The organism is Vibrio sp. S234-5 (assembly GCF_000960595.1).
Classification (GTDB): Bacteria; Pseudomonadota; Gammaproteobacteria; order Enterobacterales; family Vibrionaceae; genus Vibrio.
Genome location: NZ_JZAM01000384.1, coordinates 65,171 through 84,372, shown reverse-complemented (window position 1 = coordinate 84,372; position 19,202 = coordinate 65,171). Strand labels below are relative to the sequence as shown.

Sequence of the window (19,202 nt, the reverse complement as noted above, 5' to 3'; positions counted from 1 at the left end):
GTCCATCTCTCCCAACCACAAACCACTAGGAGTCCAACCACTGCTCAATAATGAGCAGTGGGGTATTCAGATTACGTTTAACAAATAGAGACCGTTTAGCTAACGCGAACCACAGCGCAGCCTCTAGCAGGCGCTGTGTCCCCAGTTAACACACGAGCGGCGGCAATGGCACTTTCTGGCCTTGGGGAATGCGAGCATAAATAATGCTTCACATGTGGGTATTGCAGTAAGTCGTAAGGACTTCGTAGCGCAAGGACGATCAGGTTAGGGAAATCCTGACTGAGCTGCTGTACCTTGGCTTGCGCTTCAACTTGCTCAAAGTCCTCTCCAGGCAATGGGTGATTCTCGGTCACTACAATGAGGCAACCATCACGACATGCATCCAATTGCTCTTCTTGGATCAATTGCCAATTGGCGTTTTGTTCCGTTAAAGCCTGACACAGCGCGCTGAACGCGGGCAATGCTTGGTTGGGGCCGATACCACGAGGATTCATTAAGTTGTGGTAACTTGCCGCTGGTGTGGCATTGAGCAAATAGAGTTTCTGACCGCTAAGCTCAAGCCCACCGCGAACCCAAGTCACTGCGCCCTGAGATACGTCCGCTGCCACTTGTTGGTTCTCGGTAAGAGAAAGATCTTGGTACAACGCCATCGGTACCAGTTTCTCCAGTTTTAGGCGCACCACTTTCTCCAAAGCTTGATCGATCACTGATTCCGCTAAATCCCCCTGCTCAACGGCATCGATCACACCATGGATCATCGCCAGTTGTTTGTCTAAATAGGCATCGGAGTGGTCATAATGTTCCTCAGAAAGCATTATCATGGTAATCCCCGCTCGCATCGCTTTGACTGCGGCATCCACTGGCGTGTAGTGGTTGACAATCGCGCCCATGTTCATGCTGTCGGAAATAATCACCCCTTCAAAGCCCATATCCTGACGCAGCACTTGCTGCAAAATGGTTGGCGACAGTGTCGCTGGCGCATGGGCGTCTAATTGCGGATAAAGAATATGACTGGTCATCACCAGATCGACACCGGCATCAATCGCAGCTTGAAATGGCGCTAAGTCGTTGACTTTCAGCTCTGCGTAAGATTTATCGACACGTGGAATATCGCGGTGCGTATCACCGTGAGTGTCACCGTGGCCAGGGAAATGTTTGGCACATGCAGTGATGCCGCCATTGTGTAATCCTCGTACCGCGGCCGCAGAGTGGCGTGAGACTTTCTCTGGCTGATCACCAAACGAACGAGTATCGATGATCGGGGAGGCGGGGTTTAAGTTCACGTCGCAGCAAGGGCCAAGGATGCAGTTAAAACCGGCACTGCGCATCTCTTGCGCAAACACTTGGTACATACGTTCCGTGCCGATGGTTTTATCCGCCACGCCCAGTGCCAAGTTGCCAGGCCCCGTTGTCGACTCACCCACCAGCACGCCCCAAGCGCCTTCTTGATCGACGCCAAGCAGCAAAGGCAAACGCTGATGTGCCTCTAAGATGCTCTGCAACCCTTTATTGAGCGCTTGTGCCTCAGCAAAGGTTTCTGCGTTATCTTGGCTCAGGTAGCAACCACCGAGATTGTATTCCGCGATCATTTGTTGCGCCGCCTGGGCCGATTTACCCGGAAAGGCCAAAATAAACAGTTGTCCGACTTTCTCTTTCAGACTCCACTTGGCGATCTGCTCAGCGATCTGTTGTTGGTTTACCATTGTTGTTCTCCTTAATTTTTTATCGGCTATTTTTTGCGCAACTGTTTAATTTGTCCCATGGTGAACGTCACCGCGACAATCACGATAATCCCACGCAGAATAAGCTGCTGATCGACGTTGAGGCCCATCAGAATCAATCCGTTATTCACCATTCCCATGATTAATGCGCCAATCACCGAGCCAATTACGGTGCCTTTGCCACCAAACAAACTGGTTCCGCCGATGATCACCGCTGCAATCACCAGCATCAAATCGCTCTCACCTAAGGTATATCGTGCGCTGTACAAGCGTCCGGAGTAGAGAATGCCCGCCAAAGCGGCAAGGAAGCCATTGAGCATCAACACATAGAGTTTGATTCGGTTGACGTTAATCCCTGAGTACATGGCAGAGACCTTATTCCCCCCCGTTGCCAGAACGTGTTTGCCAAAGGTGGTGTTGCGCAGCACAAAGGCCCCAATCACGGTGACCACTAAGGTCCAAATAAACAGCACCGAGAAAGGGCCAATATCACCAGAACCGAAAATAAACGCGTAGGTATCGTTATCAATCGGAATGGATTGCAAAGAGGTAGACCAACGTGCCACACCCGTAATGATGCCTGTCGTCCCTAAGGTAACGAGAAACGATGGGATACCGACCTGAGTAACAAAAATGCCATTGATAAAGCCGATCATGGTACCGACCAACAACGCCGCCGAAACCGCCATCAAAATGCTGTCCGTCTCTTGCAGCGTTAACGCTGAGACGATCGCCGATAAGGCCACCGTCGCACCAAAGGAGAGATCGATCTCTGCCGCACTGAGCACAAAGGTCATCCCCACCGCCATAATCGCGATGGTGGCGGTTTGACGCGCGATGTTCATCAAGTTCATCGAGGTCAAGAAGCCCTTGTCGTGCAGCATCACCGAAAAGAAGAGAAAGATGCCGACAAACACAAAATAGATAATATAGTCACGCCACTGGATGGTGCGTTCTTTTGGCGCTGGGATGGTTTTTTCATTCATAGCTCATTTCCTTATTACTGGACCGCTGCCAGCAACTCCTCTTCTGACATTCGTTGTCCCTGAATCTGTTTAACGATTCGACCTTTGTTGACCACGTAGATCACATCGCAAAAGCTGCCCACTTCGGCATATTCACTGGAGACAAAAATCACCCCGTTGCCTTGTTCCACATACTGATTGACGATTTTCATGATTTCATATTTGGCATTGATATCGATGCCAAATGTCGGGTCATCAAGCAACAGCACTTTGGCTTGGGTCGAGAGGCATTTGCCAATCACCACTTTTTGCTGATTGCCTCCAGAAAGAAACCGCACCGCTTGGGACGCACCAGAGGTTTTTACGCCAAGACGACGAATCGCTGCATCGACAATGTCTTGCCCTTCATTTTTATCAATAACCAAAGAGTGAGAAATGCGATCAAAAGAGGCCATCAGCAGGTTATCAAACACGGAGAAATCCAGTACTAACCCTTGTGAACGGCGCTCTTCGGGCACCATATTGATGCCATTTTCAATCGCATCCCGCGGTGAACGGATGTGTACTGGTTTGCCCTCAACCAAGACTTCCCCTTTGGTGAGCGGCGTTAAACCATAGATGGCTTGCAAGATTTCAGTGCGACCACTGCCCAGTAAACCCGCTAAGCCCACCACTTGTCCTGGCATCACTTTGAGCGAAATCGCATCAAGCTGATCGGTCGTCACCTCTCTGAGTTCAAGCAACGGCACTTTCTGCGTGTCCACCGCCGGGCGAAGCCAATCCATTTGGGTATCGCTTTTATTGCCTAACATCGCCTCAACCAGCGCATCGACTGACGTTTGTGACGTCGCGGTTTCCAGCACACTGTAGCCATCACGTAGCACCGTCACGGCATCGCAAATGCGCAGGATGTCGGCCAAATAGTGCGTGATGTAGATGATGCTGATACCACTCACCTTAAGTTTTTCGATCACACGAAATAGCTCGTTGATTTCATTGTTGGAGAGTGACGCCGTCGGCTCATCTAACACTAATATTTTGGCATCCAATGCCAGCGCCTTGGCTATTTCCACTAGCTGCTGCTCACCCAAGCTCAAGGTTTCAACAAGCTGGCTAGGGTCAATCTCCACGCCCAGCAACTCCAGCAGTGGCCTCGCTTGACGCTCGCGGGCACGGTTGGAAATCAAGCTGCGCTTTGCGGTCGGATGGTTAAGAAAAATATTGTCAGCGATACTTAATGTCGGTACGAGGCTGAGATCCTGATAAACCATCGCAATTCCAGCGGCTTGTGCGGCCTTCGGTGACGAGAAGGTGACCGCTTTGCCAAACAAGCGAATTTCACCACCATCACGAGCATGGAAACCATTTATCAGCTTCACCAACGTGGATTTCCCAGCGCCATTTTGCCCGACCAAAGCATGAACTTCGCCTTGCTTTAAGGTGAAATCGACTCCTTTCAACACTGGAGTACCATCAAACCCTTTTTTGACACCGCGAGCTTCAATTGCATTACTCACACACTCTCTCCCTGTCTGAATCTAGTTCAGCCTGCCAGCGCCGTGGCAGGCCAATGACGAACGCTGTTATTTGAGGGCTTTTTGCACCGCTTCAGGCGCAGGGCGGCGCAACGCTTGCTGCCACGCATCCAACAGGTTGTCTCGGGTCACCGCACTCGCTCCCACCGTGACAAACGGTGGTGTAGGACGCTCCAACTTCGCTAACGCCCCCATGCGAGCCAACGTTTGGCCCAAGTCATAAGGCAAATCGGTGACAATGCCGGCCACGTTGCGTTGCTTGGCCATGTCCAGCGCATTGGCTGCGCCCAAATCCATGGTAATCACTTTGATGTCCTTGCGCCCTGCGGCACGAGTAGCAGCGACTACCCCTTCGGCAATGCTGTCCCATGGCGCATAAATCGCTTTAATGTCAGGATATTGGGTAATCATGGCTGAGGCGATCACTTCACCATCGTTGGCATTGGCAATACCGCGTTTTGCGACCACTTCGATGTTTGAATAGCGTTGTTGCAAGTTGGCTAACGCTGCTTGATCGCGCTGGTTAGTGACGTAGTAATTCGCTTCGTGGTAGATAAAACCGACTTTTCCTTTTTCATCCACGGCATCAGCAATAAGGTCAGCCGCAATTTTGCCCATCTGGAATAAATCATCCGTCACAATACCGGCGTAATCTTTACCATGCTCAAAACCGCTTGGTAGGTTACTGATCAGCACAAGCTTACTGCCCTGCTCGACCGCAGGACGAAACGCCGCAGCACCCGAGACCGGATCAACGACCAACGAAATAAGAATATCTGGCTTCATCGCCATGGTGGTTTCAACGTCCGTCTTCTGTTTATTGGCGTTGAACTCCGCATCCGTGACCGCAACCACTTTGATGTTCAGGTCGGCAAATTTGTCCTTTGCCCCTTCAATCAAGGCATTGGACCAATCGGATGTGCTGTGCATCAAAATTGCCGCGGTGTATCCCGCAGCGCGCACTTGATTTTTCTCCACTTCGGAAAGCGTGACTTGTGAATACGGAGTGGCGCTTTCTCCATTAGGACCTTTGGTTTCCGTGGCTGCGAATGCCAAACTGCTCACGGCAAGCACAGCACTCATACTTACCGCACGACATAAACTGATTATTGCTTGTTTTTCCATCTTTCATCCAACCTTATGGGTATTAGGTAGGTATTAATTTAGGTATTTTATAGGTATTTAAATGAGATCAAGATCGCGCCAAGTACATTTTACATCGTGATAACAATCGCAAAATCGGCCGATAATTGAGCAATAAGGCGCCATTTTGAGTGAATTATCCCCTTGGATGAGCAAAGTCGCACCGTGAGCGATGGTGAAAATTGAGATGCCTAATAGGTAAAAGATAGGTATATTGTCGGTTCAGGTTCAATCAGCAGAGAAATGTGACGGTTTATGCCCTCTTCAGACACGATGAATAGTCGAATGACTAGCAACATGTATCAACAGTTGCTTGCGCTGCATGACATTTATTTTGTGGCCTTTGATCGTGAAGAAAAGGTAGTCGCCAGCAACTATCCGGTTGCCACCTTGTCACTGCAGACCTTAGATGACTTGGTTTTCCTGGTTGGGCCACTGTTCATCAGCCAAATTCGCGCTATGGTGCGAGGCGAAGTGAATCAGCTCAGTTTTGACATTGCCAATTTGCACTTTTCCATCTGTCTGTTGCACGACGCGGATTACCAACCACTGTATTGCTTGCAAATTGAATCGAAGGAAAAAGTCGCTATCGAGCCGAAACTCAGCGCCATTGAACAAGACTATCAAATCATTCATGAGCTGACCGAGTCCTTGAGCCTATTGAGTCAATCAGGAACAACTCAGCTCCCTGATGAACTGCAACAAGAAATCCGCAGCAAACACCTACCAGAAGTGGAACGACGCCTGTCGCAACTGCAAGATCCGAGCTTGAAACTGTGCCTGGAAATCGTCAAAACCAATATGGAAAATCTGCTGCAAGAGGGCGGTGCGATCAACAGTCGCTTACTCGAAGTGCTGACACCGTCGGAGCTACAGGTGGCGGAGTTCATTCGCAGTGGCATGTCGAGCCAAGAGATCGCGAGCACGCTTAATGTGGCGCGGAAAACGGTGGAAAACCACCGCAACAGCCTGCGCAACAAATTGGGCATCACCAACCGCGGCGTCAATCTGCGCAATTACTTATTAAGCTTAGAGAAACGCTGACCGCGCCCCTTTATGAGCGACTCTCCCCATTGGAGAGAATCTGCAATACAAGCCTTGTTGAGTGGTACTCGAGAGTAAAACATCACTCCCCTTTATCGTATTCAATCGAATTGATAAACCACTCTTTGATGCCGCTTGGCGTCGGCACTTGCACTTCGTCATCGACTTCTTTTTTCAGCAGCGCGCGCGCCATCGGCGAATCAATCGAAATGTAGCCTTTGGCGTCGCCGTAGATCTCTTCTGGGCCGACGATGCGAAACTTCATTACTTCGCCCGCTTCGTTTTCAATTTCTACCCACGCGCCGAAGAAGACTTTGCCCTCTTGTTGCGGCGCGTAATCGACGATCTTCACTTCCGGTAGCAATTTGCTCAAAAAGCGCACGCGGCGATCAATTTGGCGCAGCAAGCGTTTGTTGTAGGTGTAATCTGCGTTTTCAGAGCGATCGCCAAGGCTCGCGGCCCACGCCACTTTCTGCGTGATCTCCGGACGCTGCTCTTTCCACAGATAATCGAGCTCTTTTTTGAGCTTGTTGTACCCCTCACGGGTAATCATTTTGGTTTTCACGCACTTTCCTTTATCGGTTCGAACGGAATCAGATGGAGCGAAAAGTAACGACTTTTGCCCGCTTTTACCAGTGCAGGCCAAAGAATTGACTGTATGCTCTCAAAAGCCACGGCGAAACGTGCTATTAATCCCCCCACTGCGCCCTTGCTGGCCGATTCATGCATTGCGGGGTGGAATCGACGCATTACCATCCCCATATTAGCCACATTAACGAAGAACAAAGAGATCCCACGGATGAGCCAAGCTATCTGTAATCTGATTGCTCAGGAGCTGAATGTACGCCCGGAGCAGGTCATCGCCGCCGTCACCCTAATTGATGACGGCAACACAGTGCCCTTTATTGCCCGCTACCGCAAAGAGGTGACGGGCGGGTTGGACGACACGCAGCTGCGTAACCTCGATAGCCGTTTGTCTTATCTACGCGAGCTGGACGACCGTCGCCAAACCATTCTTAAATCAATCGCCGAGCAAGGCAAACTGAGCGCCGAACTGGAAAGAGAGATCCTCAACGCAGACAGCAAAACGCGCTTAGAAGATCTCTACCTGCCATACAAACCCAAACGCCGCACTAAAGGGCAAATAGCGATTGAAGCGGGCCTCGAACCGCTGGCCGATACGCTGTGGAACCAGCCACAGACCGAACCTGAAAGCGAAGCCGCGCGCTACATTAACGCAGAAAAAGGAGTCGAAGAGAACAAGGCCGCGCTGGATGGCGCACGCGCGATCATCATGGAGCGCATCGCCGAAGACGCGAACTTGCTGGAGAAAATCCGTGCGCACCTGACGCGTAATGCGGAAATTGTTTCGCGCGTCGTGGCGGGCAAAGAGCAGGAAGGCGAGAAGTTCAAAGACTACTTTGAGCACAACGAGCTCATCAGCAAGGTGCCATCACACCGCGCGCTGGCGATGCTGCGTGGCCGCAATGAAGGCTTTTTGAGCTTGACGCTCAACGCCGATCCGGGACAAGAAGAGAACGCACGTCAATCTTACTGCGAGACGCTGATTGCCGATCACTACGGCGTGACACTCAGCAGTGCACCAGCCGACCCTTGGCGTAAACAGGTCATTAGCTGGGCATGGCGCATCAAGGTTTCGATGCATATGGAAACCGAGTTGATGGGCGCGATGAAAGAGCGTGCCGAAATCGAAGCGATTGAAGTGTTTGCCACCAACCTCAAAGATCTGTTGATGGCCGCTCCGGCTGGGCCACGCGCCACCTTAGGACTCGACCCGGGCCTGCGCACCGGTTGTAAAGTAGCGGTAGTCGATGCCACCGGCAAAGTGCTGGCCACCGACACCATCTACCCGCACGTGCCACAGAACCAGTATGATCGCGCCATGCAAACCGTGACGGCCTTGATCAAGCAACACAATGTCGATTTGATTGCGATTGGCAACGGCACCGCTTCACGTGAGACCGATGCGTTCGCAGCCGATTTGATCAAACGCGGCAACCTCAAAGTACAGAAAATCATGGTCAGCGAAGCGGGAGCGTCGGTTTATTCGGCATCCGAACTGGCGGCGAAAGAGTTCCCGAATATGGATGTGTCGCTGCGCGGTGCGGTGTCTATTGCCCGTCGCCTGCAAGACCCACTGGCGGAGCTGGTGAAAATCGATCCGAAATCGATCGGCGTGGGCCAATATCAGCACGATGTCAGTCAAGCCATGTTGGCGAAACGTCTGGACGCGGTGGTGGAAGACTGTGTAAACGCGGTCGGCGTGGATGTGAATACCGCCTCGGCCGCCCTGCTGACTCGCGTCGCGGGGCTTTCCACCACATTGGCACAGAACATCGTCGATTTTCGTGACGAAAACGGCCGCTTTGCTAGCCGTGCAACCTTGAAGAAAGTGCCTCGTTTAGGGCCAAAAGCGTTTGAACAGTGTGCGGGCTTTTTGCGCATTATGGATGGCAAAAACCCACTGGATGCCTCGGCGGTGCACCCGGAAGCCTATCCGGTGGTGAAGGCGATTGCCGAGAAAAATCACAAAGAGGTCAAAGCGCTGATTGGCGATTCCAACTTCCTTAAAGGGCTGCGTGCACTCGACTACACTGATGAACATTTTGGTCTGCCAACGGTTACCGACATCATCAAAGAGTTGGATAAACCGGGCCGCGATCCACGCCCGGAATTTAAAACTGCCACGTTTGCCGAAGGCATCCATGAAGTGCGCGATCTGGAAGTGGGAATGATTTTGGAAGGCGTGGTATCAAACGTGGCCAATTTCGGCGCGTTTGTCGATATCGGTGTGCATCAAGATGGCTTAGTGCACATTTCCGCGTTGACCGATCGCTTTGTCGCCGATCCTCGTGAAGTCGTCAAAGCAGGCGACATCGTCAAGGTCAAGGTGATGGAAGTGGACGTGCAGCGTAAACGCATCGCCCTCTCGATGCGCTTAAACGATGAACCCGGGCAAGATAACCGCAGCCAACGCAGCGCGGCGCCTCGCTCCGGTCAAGAGCGCCGCTCACCACGTCGTGATGAGCCACAAGGCAACACTCTCGGGGGCGCGATGGGTGGCGCATTTGCGGCTGCTTTTGCCAAAGCCAAAAAATAGCGCAGCAATCAACAGAGCTCATTGAATAAAAACAAACCCACAACGGCTGCCCATTGTGGGTTTTTTATTGAATTGCGCTTACAACACCGCAATCACTTCCGAAGGAGTGTGGGGCACGACCGAATGACCATAGTGGTATTTGATGATCTTTCGGCGCTTTTCCATCACGCCTTCTTTTATCACCGCATCCAAAACGCGCTTAGGTAGGCGGTAACGAATCGCATAGCCTTTGCCCTGCTCTTCTGCGTAACTGCCCAGTGATATCAAACTAAAGAGCCGATCAATCGCATCTTTGGCTTCATCATGATACACCGCGATGCTATCTGCAGTATCCATCTCGTAGCCGGGATGTTCACTCGGATCCCAAGACGACTGCCGTCGCCGTTTATCGTCACTTTTGACTTTACGTTCCGCATTGGACTTTGCCAGCGCCACGGGTGGCGCGACGGGCTCACGCACTCGATTGTCACGCGCAACCTGCTCTGTTTGCACATTTACCGATGGGGCGATCAGTGGCACACTCACAGTGGTCGGTGACACAATCATCGCGATACCTCCTCAAAGAATCGCCCTCAGCCGTGCGCATTGCTGCGAACAGCGCCAATTCATGCTCCCGAGAGGAAAACCTTCAGTGAGAATAACCTTGGTCACTTAGTTATCGACCAATATTTAAACAATTTTAGTTTTTATTTCGCCGCAAACCTGATGAGTTGATGGCAAAAACTTTCGGGCTCGGTGATAAAGGGCGCATGGGACGATTGGCTGAAAATAAACTGCTCGCTACTCGGCAGTGCAGCGGTGAGTTGCTCGGCAATCTTAACGGGCACTAAGCCATCCAAGCGACCATACAGACGCAGCATCGGCATAATGAGATGCGGCAAGTGCTCACGCAAATCCACTTCGGCCAACATTTTCAACCCAGCCAGCAAGGCTTGCGGGTTCGGCTCTGGACGCGACAACACCGCCTGCTTTAAGTTTTTCACATCCTGACGAGCGGAAGGGCTACCCATGGCTTGCAGTGCCATAAAGCGCTCTACGGTGGTGTGAAAGTCTTCACTGAGCTGCTCGGTAAACGCGTGCAACACGCTGGGCTGAATGCCGCGCCATTTAGATTCGGCGGCAAATTTTGGCGAGCTGGCGACCGTCACCAATTTGCTAACATAGTCGGCGTGATGCAGCGCCATGTGCGTCGCCACCAGTCCACCGAGCGACCAGCCGACCCAAATCGCTTGACGAGGCGCATGCGGCAACAATAACTGGGCGATCGCTTCTAAACTGCTGGCCGGCAGATGCGCGCTGTGACCGTAGCCGGGCAAGTCCACCACATGCACCCGAAAATGCGTTTGCAAGCGCTCCACACTCTGCTGCCACACTGCCCCGTTCATTCCCCAGCCGTGCAGCAACACCAAATCTTGCCCTTCCCCACTCACTTGCCAATGCAATTGTGTGTCCATGCTCAAACACTCTCCCACTTTTTCCACTCCGCTCAGTCTCGCCTGTTGGCTACATTGAGTGCTCATCTGCTTTTATTTCGAAATGATTATGTTAACTCATTGGCTGCGTGAAAAAACACTCCGATCACTGCCTAGGCTGTGTCACCTGTGCGGTTTACCCTGTTCATCTGCCAGCGCCTCTCTTTGGTGTGACCATTGTCTTGGCTATTTTTCACCTACGCCTCGTTGCCGCCGCTGTGGTTTGCCCACCTTAAGTAACGTCGCCGAATGCGGCCAATGTCTGCGTACCCCACCCGTTTGGCGACGCTTGTATTGCCTGAGCGATTACCAATTTCCTACCGCTTGGTATGTCAATCAGATCAAACACCAGCGCCAATTTCGTTTCTGTCAACCCGTTGCCGTGCTCCTTGCCGAGCGCATTGCAGAGCCCGCCCCGCTGCTGCTCTCTGTCCCCATGCACTGGCGTCGGCAGTGGCGACGTGGTTTTAATCAGAGCGACCTTTTCGCCGCACAGTTGGCCCACGCCCTTGGGCAGCACTATCTGCCCGGCGCCTTTCGCCGCACCACTCACACGCCTCCCCAGCAAGGGCTCAACAAACAGCAGAGGCAGCGCAATCTCGCGGGCGCTTTTCGCTTAAATCGGCCAATTCAGGCCAAACACGTGGCGATTGTTGACGACGTCGTCACGACCGGCAGCACAGTGCGACAATTATGCCAATTACTGCTTGCAGTCGGGGTGGAAAGCATTGATATTTATTGCATCTGCCGCACTCCTGAGCCGAAGTAGCGCCATCAGCGACCAATCGCTCAAGCGGTACATGCGCTGAAATTGGTGGTTTTTTCGCTGCAAAAGACTAGATCCTTTCGCTATCAGGAGTAGAATGGCATCAATAACCTACAAATTCACTCGGGTATTTAGTCGTGTCAAATATTACTATTACTGAATCTGCACAAACTCACTTCGCCAACCTATTAGGCCAACAGCCTGACGGTACCAACATTCGTATTTTCGTCGTCAATCCGGGCACACAGAATGCGGAATGTGGCGTTTCATACTGTCCACCAGAAGCGGTTGAAGGCACCGATACCGAAATTCCTTACCAAGGTTTTTCCGCTTACGTTGATGAGTTGAGCCTGCCCTTTTTGGAAAATGCAGAGATCGACTACGTCAGCGACAAAATGGGCTCACAACTGACGCTTAAAGCGCCAAACGCCAAAATGCGTAAAGTGTCTGACGACGCGCCGCTGATTGAACGAGTTGAATATGCAATTCAAACTCAAGTGAACCCGCAGTTGGCGGGGCACGGTGGCCATGTCAACTTGGTGGAAATCACCGAGCAAGGCGTGGCGATTGTCTCTTTCGGCGGTGGTTGTAACGGTTGTTCTATGGTGGATGTCACGCTCAAAGAAGGCATTGAGAAAGAGTTGCTGCAACAGTTTGCCGGAGAACTGACAGCGGTACGTGATGCAACAGAACACGATCGTGGCGAGCACTCGTACTATTAATCGCGCCAGATGGCGATAAAGAAAAAGGTTGGCACATTGCGCCAGCCTTTTCTTTTCGATTATTTTTTCTTTTCGTTTATATTGACTCAGCAAATCCCTAAAATTGCCTATTAACTTAACGCAGCTAACCATCTCGCGGTGAAGGAGTACACGCAATGAGCCGAAGGAAAGAACCCGAAATCCTCAAGAGTGACATTGTTGCCAAGTCCAGACTGTTTGCCATCGAAGCTCTGCAATTGCGTTTCTCCAATGGCGAAGAACGAATTTATGAACGTATGAAGCCGAGCGGCAGAAATGCCGTCATGATGGTTCCCATCACTGAGCAGGGTGACCTACTATTAGTAAGGGAGTACGCTGCAGGCACAGAACGTTATGAACTCGGTTTTCCTAAAGGGCTGATAGACAGTGGTGAGAGCCCAGAGCAGGCAGCGGACAGAGAACTAAAAGAAGAAATCGGCTTTGGCGCAAGAAAACTAACGCCCCTCAAACAGGTCGTGCTCGCTCCGTCCTATTTTTCGAGCAAAATGACACTGTTCATTGCGCAAGATCTGTATCCAGAAACGCTGCAAGGCGATGAGCCTGAACCTCTGGAAGTGGTGCGTTGGCCTTTGCAACAGGCAGAAGAGCTGCTCAATCACCTCGATTTTTGTGAATCGCGCAGCATCACTGCGTTGCTACTGGCCATTAAAGCGCTCAATCAAGCCGGGTAGTAAGGACAAGCCCCATGCAGACAACAAAAGATTTATCTCAACTATTACCTCAGGTCATCGACATCGCCCGCTCTGCCGGACAACTGATCCTCGATATTTATCAAACCAAGCAATATGAAGCCTTTACCAAAGACGACGCGACGCCGGTCACCAGTGCCGATCTCGCCGCTCACAAACTGATCACCAAGCAACTCAGTGAGTTAACCCCAGACATTCCCGTCCTGTCTGAGGAGGCCGCCGACATCAGTTTAGAAAGGCGCGCGCAGTGGAACCGGTATTGGCTAGTTGACCCGCTGGATGGCACGCAAGAGTTTATTGCGCGCAGCGGCGACTTTGCCACCATCATTGCGTTAGTGGAGAATAATCGGCCCGTGATGGGCGTGGTCTATGGCCCGGTCTCTGGCGTAACTTACTACGCTTACCATGGCAAAGGCGCGTGGAAAATCCCGCAGATGGATCAAAGCCTGAGAATTCAGACCCACAAGCATGAGCTGCCTGGGCAAAATATTGCAATTGCCATCAGCCGTCGTCAGGACATCAATCGCATCACCAACCGCATGAGCAGTGCTTGGAATTACGATCTGGTGCCGCTCGGCTCGGCGGCCCTCAAAGCCTGTTTGGTGGCGGAAGGCGCAGTGGATTGTTATCTCCGTTTAGGCCCAACCGGAGAGTGGGACACCGCCGCGACGCAGTGTATTGTCGAAGAAGCGGGTGGTCGCATTCTCAGCACTCAACTGGAGCCTTTGTCGTACAACGAACGCGACACGTTAGAGAACCCGAATTTCATTGTGTTGGGCGATGCCGATCTGCCGTGGCATGAGATTTTGCAGGGCAAAGACTAGCGTAAGAGCAAACCGACAACGACAAAAAAAGCGAGCGGAAATCCGCTCGCTTTTTCATGTTGTGCATTGCCACTAGGACGGCTAGAAGCGGCCTTTGTAGTCAAACTGATACTGCCCCTGAGCATTAGGATTGCCCAACCAGCTTAGTTGTGACTTCATCGAAGAAGGGAACGCCGCCCCCGGTTTAAACCACGCCGAGGTGACGTACTGGCGATTAGGGCTGACTTCCGCGCTAAAGGAGGCGCTGACCTGTTCACTCTGCTGCGATCCTTTGGCCACGAGCAGACTGTTTTCACACTGAATATCGGTGATCACTGGGCCCAAGTCGAGCCCACCAATCGGTGTGCTCACTTTGGCCGTGCTCCACACTAAGGTGCCAGCTCCTGTTGCACACCACGGCGCTTGATACACCGCTTGGGCGACATTCAGCTCCACTTGCCCTTCCACATCAATCGGTAACGGCATCGGGATCTTGCTGGCGATGTGCTTCGCGGGAAGCGAAGCCAGCAAATTTTCTACGTAAGCGCCTCGGCTTAGGCTATAACCAACACGCCCTTTACCACGTAAATTCATCTCGCTGCCGCGACCAAAACGCAATGCCACTTCCGCATTGCCCGTAAGCAGCGGCATCCACTGCACATCCCAGTTCACTTCGCCGAGATCTTGTCCTTGCCAGGTGATTTTGTGCGCGCTGCCTTGCCAAATGGTACCGGAAGGACCTTCAATCGCTAACCCCCGCACGGGCGGAAGATAACTGAGCACAAAACTGGCCGGAATACTCGAAATCAGGCTGATGCTGAAAAAAACAATAAAAATCAGGCCATAAACTATACCGCGTTTCACATTAACCTCGCTTAAACTGCAATCGGTTAATTTCCACCACGCCCGCTTCTTTTCCGCGGTCAATATCCATAAATTCCACTTCGATGCCTTGTTTCTCTTTTAAATAGGTCAACCAATCGACAAAACGGTTGAACGGCATCGGTGCCACCCACACTTGCAACATCTCATTGCGCGGTTGCACCCGTTGCAGCTCGATGTTGAATTGGCGAGTGGACGATGAGATCACTTGGTTGAGTGGCTGATTGGACACCTGTACCCCAGCGCTCACCCGTTTTTGGCTGATGTCGTCCGCTTTCTCTTTCACCCAACCGAGCCGTTGCTTTTCGCTCTGAATGCGCATCTGCGCCTGCTCGGCTCGCATCTCGATCGGCTGCAAAATGCCCCAATAAATTGCCCCTAACAAGGCAAAAATACTGCACACCATCACTAGGCGCTGTTCGCGAGGGCTGATGCCGCTCCACCAAGTTTGCAGCATGGTTCGTAAATTTGTCATTCTGGCCTCACTTACGCTTCAACACAAAGCTGCCCACCACCGAATCGCCGGTGCGGTTGAGCTGCCCTTGTTCCACCTGAAAATGTTCGCTCAGAGCGACTCGAGCTTGTTCGAAAATCTGGAAATCTTTGCTCTGTGCTTGAATGCGTACTTCGCCGCGATTGCCATCGTACTTGACGCTCTGCACCTCAAAGTTCTTCACTTTACCAATGGTGTCGGGAATGAGCGCCATCCAATCGAGAATGGAGTCACCACCCGCGCCCCCAGACAAACGACGCTCTTCGTCTTCCATCTGCCTTTTGAGGTAACTGACGGTCGGGATCTTGTTCTTACCGGGCAAAACCTGGCGGAAAACACGCTCGCTCTCCGCGCGATAGGCGTTGGCCTGCGCTTCATATTGTTGAATGGTGAGCATCTGCTGCGCCACCACCGCAACGATCAGTAGCGCCCCAGTGATTGCCACCTTCTGCCACACTTTCCAGTGTTTCAGCCAAGACGATTTCGGCTTAAATGCCCCAGTCAGCAAAGAGAATTTGATGTTTGCCACGCCTTGGCTCAGCAGTGCCATGGTCATTTCAGCTGGCTGAGCCAACCAATTCACCTTACCTGTCTCTGGCGGTATGCTACTGAAACTGGTTACCGTTAACGGTTCGTCAGAGCTCAAAGACTCAAGATAGAGCGGCATCCAGCTTTGATCGACCGCACTGCCCTGATAGACGCTGCGGCGAAACAGCCACTGCTCACCCAGTTGGGCGGCGCTCATCCCTTCGTCACTCAGCGGCAGCGCCAAAGAATCAGGCACGATGCGTTTGATCTCTATCCCTTGCTCACGAAATTTCGCCACAATGTGATGTAGCCAATCTCGCTCTACGGCGCAAACATGGGCAAGACGGCCTTCTTTGGCCAAGATGGAAAAGTGCAAGTCGTCCACGTCTTGCGCGATTTCATCTTCCAGCAGATAGGGCAGCATGTTATCGATCTGACGAGAGGCGCCAGCGGGGATCTCCACATCAGTGAGCACAAGGTCGCTCGATGCAAGGAGTACCACCACACTTCTTTGTTCTGCAAAAGGTTTTAATTCTTCCAGTTGCTGCCAATCTGGCAGCTCGCCACTGGCGATCACTTCTTGTTGGTCTGCAGACCAAACCAGCCAAGGGATCGGGCTATATTGTTCGCTACTCAGCCGAACGGTCAGAAACTCGCTCACTGATTCCTCCAAAACGACGACGCACAACGGTCACGGTTTCTCTGTTTTTACTGTACATTAGGCTGCGAATTCTCACTCGTGAGTCATCAACAAAGACCTGCGCATCCAATTCAAAATAAGCACTATCTACGGTGAGATACTTTTTTGATTGTTTTTTAATCTCATCACTGACACCTGCCAGTTCTGATTCTGCCATAAAGGCATCGACACTCGCCCAACCGTCAAATGGTCGCTTTTCAATAAAATCTTTGGCACTCGATTCATTAAGCGTAGGCGAAAACAGCGCCACCAGTAGTGAGCTCTGCTCCTCGGCGAGTGTATTGACATTTAATCGCCAGTCATCAGTCGGCAAAGCACACAACAAGGGTTGCAGTTTTTCCATCATCTCACCCGTGACCTTATACACCGCGCGCAGCTCACTGCTGTCGGCGATAAAGCCGTTGGCCGCTAAATACGAAGGTTGCATACCTTCGTAAGTGGCATCTTCCACACCCGAGCTGGAACGAACTGCGTCGTCACTGTCGATAAATTCCCAAACCGAATCTGCGACCACCTCAGATTCATACGTTTCCACCCCATTCTCTTCAAGCAAACTTCGCAGCACTTTGACTAGGTAAGGGCGCTCAAGTTGTCCATCCTGCGGTTTAACACTCGCCAACACATTGAGGTTAAAGCACGCTTGGCGATCATAAATGCGCCCGCGCGCTTCACCGTAGTCCAGTGGATAGGTTTTCTCTTCCACCGCCCACGGCTGGTTTAAGTTCACCGTGGTATCACTGTCTTTGTAGCTCTGCTCAATCGCAACTTTGGCCAGCGCTTCCACGCCCAAACTATACCAATAGGCTTGCTGGTAGCTCACTTGATTGCTGCCGCGCTGGAACTGGGCAAACAGCCGCTCTGACATCGATGCCGCAATGGTCGCCATAATAGCGAGCAGCATGAGGATAATCACCAGAGCAACGCCAGATTGACGACGGATGGTCACTTTAGCCATTGTTGTCATCCTTGCTATCCTGATTGTCTGAGTCGGCGCGTTTTTGCAGCGTTCCTTCCGGAGTCAGATAGACGCGCGAGATCTTGCCGTAATCTTTCAGTGTCAATTCAAGCGAAACGGCGGCGGGCAAGGTGTTCTCCACATCCCACTCATCGCTCCATTTCTTACCATCGGAAAAACGCATTTCAAACGTTTCCACCCCACTCAGCAAGGGCGTAATGACGCCCATTTGCCCAGTGGGCGTATCGGGGTAACGCCACCATACCCGCTCTAGCCTGTCATCTTTGATGCGATAACCGACTTTCGTCACCTCACCACGCGGAAATTGCTGCTGAGGGTTATGCCAGCCTAAACGAGCAAACATCACCCCTTTACTGTCCGATTCGAGCAGATAATCAGCCCAGACGATCAACTTAGCTGATGGACTTTCGCCATTAGTGCGCATCGGGCGCAGCGCCATTTGACGAAAATCGTTATCCAGCATCACCAAGGCTCGCTGTAGCTCGTTAAGACGCGCACTACGCTCTTGCGACAACTGATTGCTGCGCTGCACCTGATTCACCACCTGATAAGCGGCTACGCTTAATGTGGCGAAAATGGCGATCGACACCAACACTTCGATCAGGGTAAAGCCCTGTCGGCGCTTTCTTTTACTGGCAGACATAGCTTCTCACCGTCACTATGGGATTCGATTCTTTCTCTACCGCGACGCTAACGTCAAAGGCTTTCAATAGTGGTTGCGCGGTCGCCACAGGCGCCACTTTCCAGTACCAAGTTCGTCCGGCCATCTCTTCCTGGCCAGAGCGCGCTTTGAGCGATTTGGGGTCGAGCATCACACTCGCCATCTGGTTGTCGGCCACCATAGCGGCAAACATCTTCTCTTCCAGATAGCCAATGGTATTGATATGTTGGCTGACCGCTCGAATTACGCTCATCGCCGCAGTGGCAAAAATCGCCAGCGCAACCAGCACTTCCAGCAGCGTCATGCCTCTGCTTTTACCTTTGTTGGCCATCACTCTTTCTCTTCTTCGCCTGGGGCAAGCAGCACAATTTGCCCGGTATCTTTCGCCCTCACACGCCAACCATCTTCTGTCGCATCACGGTCTTGTGGGTAGAAAGAGAGTGAGAACGGCATCAGTTCACCGCTCGACAAAACGAAAATTTGTGGCGGCGACTCTTTTTTCTTTTTGCCTTCTTCTTCGGCAAACATATCCTCATCAAACAGAGAGCCCGGCTTAAACAAGCGATCATCTTGTTGCCAAACACCGCCCCCGAGGGAGAGTTGCAGCGCAACATCATTCTTCAGTTCGGTTGTGGCAGGGATTTTGTTGAGTGCTAAGCTCTGCCATCCCTCTGCCTGCAATACAAGCAAGGTATAACGGAATTTGTCTTCATTGATACGAATACCAAAATCTTTACCGCTGAGCAGCGCTTCTTCATTGAGCAACTGCAATCGTTGATAAAAACTCTGGGCGTATTTTTTGGCACTGTCATCAGTGCGAGTCGGAAGGGTGGCGATCACCGCCACCGCCGTCAGAGAGAGAAGCACCAGCACCAACAAGATCTCGATCAAGGTGAAACCACGCAGGTGCTGATTGGACATGTTCTTCAAGCTGCTTTCTCT

20 protein-coding genes are annotated in these 19,202 nt (G+C 51.9%); 6 read left to right on the top strand and 14 right to left on the bottom strand.

Going from position 1 to position 19,202, the window contains the following annotated elements; translation table 11 throughout:
- Positions 1-95: 95 nt before the first annotated feature.
- The 4 genes from UF06_RS22005 to UF06_RS21990 all read right to left on the bottom strand — a co-directional run bounded on the left by UF06_RS22005 (position 96) and on the right by UF06_RS21990 (position 5,346).
- Positions 96-1,703: a glycoside hydrolase family 3 N-terminal domain-containing protein gene (locus UF06_RS22005; protein WP_045572379.1), complete on the bottom strand. Its 1,608-nt coding sequence runs from the start codon at positions 1,701-1,703 to the stop codon at positions 96-98.
- Positions 1,704-1,729: 26 nt separating this feature from the next.
- On the bottom strand, positions 1,730-2,707 hold the full coding sequence (locus UF06_RS22000) for an ABC transporter permease (protein ID WP_045572378.1): 978 nt from the start codon (positions 2,705-2,707) through the stop codon (positions 1,730-1,732).
- 14 nt (positions 2,708-2,721) lie between these two features.
- On the bottom strand, positions 2,722-4,203 hold the full coding sequence (locus tag UF06_RS21995; RefSeq protein ID WP_045572377.1) for a sugar ABC transporter ATP-binding protein: 1,482 nt from the start codon (positions 4,201-4,203) through the stop codon (positions 2,722-2,724).
- A 66-nt stretch (positions 4,204-4,269) separates the two neighbouring features.
- Positions 4,270-5,346 (bottom strand): substrate-binding domain-containing protein, encoded by a 1,077-nt coding sequence (locus UF06_RS21990; RefSeq protein ID WP_045572376.1) that lies wholly within the window; start codon positions 5,344-5,346, stop codon positions 4,270-4,272.
- A gap of 315 nt (positions 5,347-5,661) precedes the next feature.
- Between UF06_RS21990 and UF06_RS21985 the strand changes: the two genes are divergently transcribed.
- Complete coding sequence (locus tag UF06_RS21985) at positions 5,662-6,408, top strand: helix-turn-helix transcriptional regulator (protein ID WP_139046435.1); 747 nt, start codon at positions 5,662-5,664, stop codon at positions 6,406-6,408.
- 82 nt (positions 6,409-6,490) lie between these two features.
- Here the strand turns inward: UF06_RS21985 and greB are convergent, their stop codons facing one another.
- The gene (gene greB, locus UF06_RS21980) at positions 6,491-6,973 is read right to left on the bottom strand and encodes a transcription elongation factor GreB (protein WP_045572374.1); all 483 of its coding nucleotides are present in this window, start codon (positions 6,971-6,973) and stop codon (positions 6,491-6,493) included.
- A gap of 234 nt (positions 6,974-7,207) precedes the next feature.
- Between greB and UF06_RS21970 the strand changes: the two genes are divergently transcribed.
- Positions 7,208-9,529, top strand: coding sequence for a Tex family protein (locus UF06_RS21970; RefSeq protein WP_045572372.1), 2,322 nt, complete (start codon positions 7,208-7,210; stop codon positions 9,527-9,529).
- A 78-nt stretch (positions 9,530-9,607) separates the two neighbouring features.
- Here UF06_RS21970 and UF06_RS21965 read toward each other — a convergent pair whose 3' ends face one another.
- Positions 9,608-10,075 (bottom strand): hypothetical protein, encoded by a 468-nt coding sequence (locus UF06_RS21965; RefSeq protein WP_045572371.1) that lies wholly within the window; start codon positions 10,073-10,075, stop codon positions 9,608-9,610.
- 140 nt (positions 10,076-10,215) lie between these two features.
- Positions 10,216-10,983 (bottom strand): pimeloyl-ACP methyl ester esterase BioH, encoded by a 768-nt coding sequence (gene bioH, locus UF06_RS21960; protein WP_045572408.1) that lies wholly within the window; start codon positions 10,981-10,983, stop codon positions 10,216-10,218.
- Between the two features lie 88 nt (positions 10,984-11,071).
- Between bioH and UF06_RS21955 the strand changes: the two genes are divergently transcribed.
- From UF06_RS21955 to cysQ, 4 genes are all read left to right on the top strand, one after another.
- Positions 11,072-11,770 (top strand): phosphoribosyltransferase family protein, encoded by a 699-nt coding sequence (locus UF06_RS21955; protein ID WP_082069810.1) that lies wholly within the window; start codon positions 11,072-11,074, stop codon positions 11,768-11,770.
- 134 nt (positions 11,771-11,904) lie between these two features.
- Positions 11,905-12,489 carry a Fe-S biogenesis protein NfuA gene (gene nfuA / locus UF06_RS21950; protein WP_045572369.1) on the top strand — a complete coding sequence of 195 codons (585 nt, stop codon included), beginning with the start codon at positions 11,905-11,907 and terminating at the stop codon, positions 12,487-12,489.
- A 155-nt stretch (positions 12,490-12,644) separates the two neighbouring features.
- Entirely contained in the window at positions 12,645-13,199 is a 555-nt protein-coding gene (nudE, locus tag UF06_RS21945) for an ADP compounds hydrolase NudE (protein WP_039422660.1), read from the top strand.
- Between the two features lie 14 nt (positions 13,200-13,213).
- Positions 13,214-14,041, top strand: coding sequence for a 3'(2'),5'-bisphosphate nucleotidase CysQ (cysQ, locus tag UF06_RS21940; protein ID WP_039422658.1), 828 nt, complete (start codon positions 13,214-13,216; stop codon positions 14,039-14,041).
- Positions 14,042-14,122: 81 nt separating this feature from the next.
- On the opposite strand, the gene UF06_RS21935 is transcribed toward cysQ, so the two are convergent.
- From UF06_RS21935 to gspH, 7 genes are read right to left on the bottom strand one after another with little or no spacing between them, the layout of a single operon-like run.
- Positions 14,123-14,884 carry a type II secretion system protein N gene (locus UF06_RS21935; RefSeq protein ID WP_045572368.1) on the bottom strand — a complete coding sequence of 254 codons (762 nt, stop codon included), beginning with the start codon at positions 14,882-14,884 and terminating at the stop codon, positions 14,123-14,125.
- 1 nt (position 14,885) lies between these two features.
- Positions 14,886-15,377: a type II secretion system protein M gene (locus UF06_RS21930; RefSeq protein ID WP_045572367.1), complete on the bottom strand. Its 492-nt coding sequence runs from the start codon at positions 15,375-15,377 to the stop codon at positions 14,886-14,888.
- Between the two features lie 7 nt (positions 15,378-15,384).
- Positions 15,385-16,584, bottom strand: a complete 1,200-nt coding sequence (gene gspL, locus UF06_RS21925) for a type II secretion system protein GspL (RefSeq protein WP_045572366.1) — start codon at positions 16,582-16,584, stop codon at positions 15,385-15,387.
- Positions 16,553-17,578: a type II secretion system minor pseudopilin GspK gene (gene gspK / locus UF06_RS21920; RefSeq protein WP_045572365.1), complete on the bottom strand. Its 1,026-nt coding sequence runs from the start codon at positions 17,576-17,578 to the stop codon at positions 16,553-16,555. Before gspK ends, gspL begins: the two co-directional genes overlap by 32 nt.
- Positions 17,571-18,242, bottom strand: coding sequence for a type II secretion system minor pseudopilin GspJ (gene gspJ / locus UF06_RS21915; protein WP_045572364.1), 672 nt, complete (start codon positions 18,240-18,242; stop codon positions 17,571-17,573). The genes gspK and gspJ overlap by 8 nt, the downstream gene beginning before the upstream one ends.
- On the bottom strand, positions 18,229-18,591 hold the full coding sequence (gene gspI, locus UF06_RS21910; RefSeq protein WP_045572363.1) for a type II secretion system minor pseudopilin GspI: 363 nt from the start codon (positions 18,589-18,591) through the stop codon (positions 18,229-18,231). The genes gspJ and gspI overlap by 14 nt, the downstream gene beginning before the upstream one ends.
- Positions 18,591-19,181: a type II secretion system minor pseudopilin GspH gene (gene gspH, locus UF06_RS21905; protein WP_045572362.1), complete on the bottom strand. Its 591-nt coding sequence runs from the start codon at positions 19,179-19,181 to the stop codon at positions 18,591-18,593. Before gspH ends, gspI begins: the two co-directional genes overlap by 1 nt.
- Positions 19,182-19,202: the final 21 nt, after the last annotated feature.

Excerpts from the sequence above, each read along its gene's own strand:
- gspJ (WP_045572364.1), bottom strand. The coding sequence starts at position 18,242 with ATGTCTGCCAGTAAAAGAAAGCGCCGACAGGGCTTTACCCTGATCGAA.
- gspH (WP_045572362.1), bottom strand. The coding sequence starts at position 19,181 with ATGTCCAATCAGCACCTGCGTGGTTTCACCTTGATCGAGATCTTGTTG.
- UF06_RS22005 (WP_045572379.1), bottom strand. The coding sequence starts at position 1,703 with ATGGTAAACCAACAACAGATCGCTGAGCAGATCGCCAAGTGGAGTCTG.
- cysQ (WP_039422658.1), top strand. The coding sequence starts at position 13,214 with ATGCAGACAACAAAAGATTTATCTCAACTATTACCTCAGGTCATCGAC.
- UF06_RS21955 (WP_082069810.1), top strand. The coding sequence starts at position 11,072 with ATGTTAACTCATTGGCTGCGTGAAAAAACACTCCGATCACTGCCTAGG.
- UF06_RS21970 (WP_045572372.1), top strand. The coding sequence starts at position 7,208 with ATGAGCCAAGCTATCTGTAATCTGATTGCTCAGGAGCTGAATGTACGC.
- bioH (WP_045572408.1), bottom strand. The coding sequence starts at position 10,983 with ATGGACACACAATTGCATTGGCAAGTGAGTGGGGAAGGGCAAGATTTG.
- nudE (WP_039422660.1), top strand. The coding sequence starts at position 12,645 with ATGAGCCGAAGGAAAGAACCCGAAATCCTCAAGAGTGACATTGTTGCC.
- gspK (WP_045572365.1), bottom strand. The coding sequence starts at position 17,578 with ATGGCTAAAGTGACCATCCGTCGTCAATCTGGCGTTGCTCTGGTGATT.
- UF06_RS21930 (WP_045572367.1), bottom strand. The coding sequence starts at position 15,377 with ATGACAAATTTACGAACCATGCTGCAAACTTGGTGGAGCGGCATCAGC.
- UF06_RS21965 (WP_045572371.1), bottom strand. The coding sequence starts at position 10,075 with ATGATTGTGTCACCGACCACTGTGAGTGTGCCACTGATCGCCCCATCG.
- UF06_RS21985 (WP_139046435.1), top strand. The coding sequence starts at position 5,662 with ATGTATCAACAGTTGCTTGCGCTGCATGACATTTATTTTGTGGCCTTT.
- UF06_RS22000 (WP_045572378.1), bottom strand. The coding sequence starts at position 2,707 with ATGAATGAAAAAACCATCCCAGCGCCAAAAGAACGCACCATCCAGTGG.
- gspI (WP_045572363.1), bottom strand. The coding sequence starts at position 18,591 with ATGGCCAACAAAGGTAAAAGCAGAGGCATGACGCTGCTGGAAGTGCTG.
- UF06_RS21990 (WP_045572376.1), bottom strand. The coding sequence starts at position 5,346 with ATGGAAAAACAAGCAATAATCAGTTTATGTCGTGCGGTAAGTATGAGT.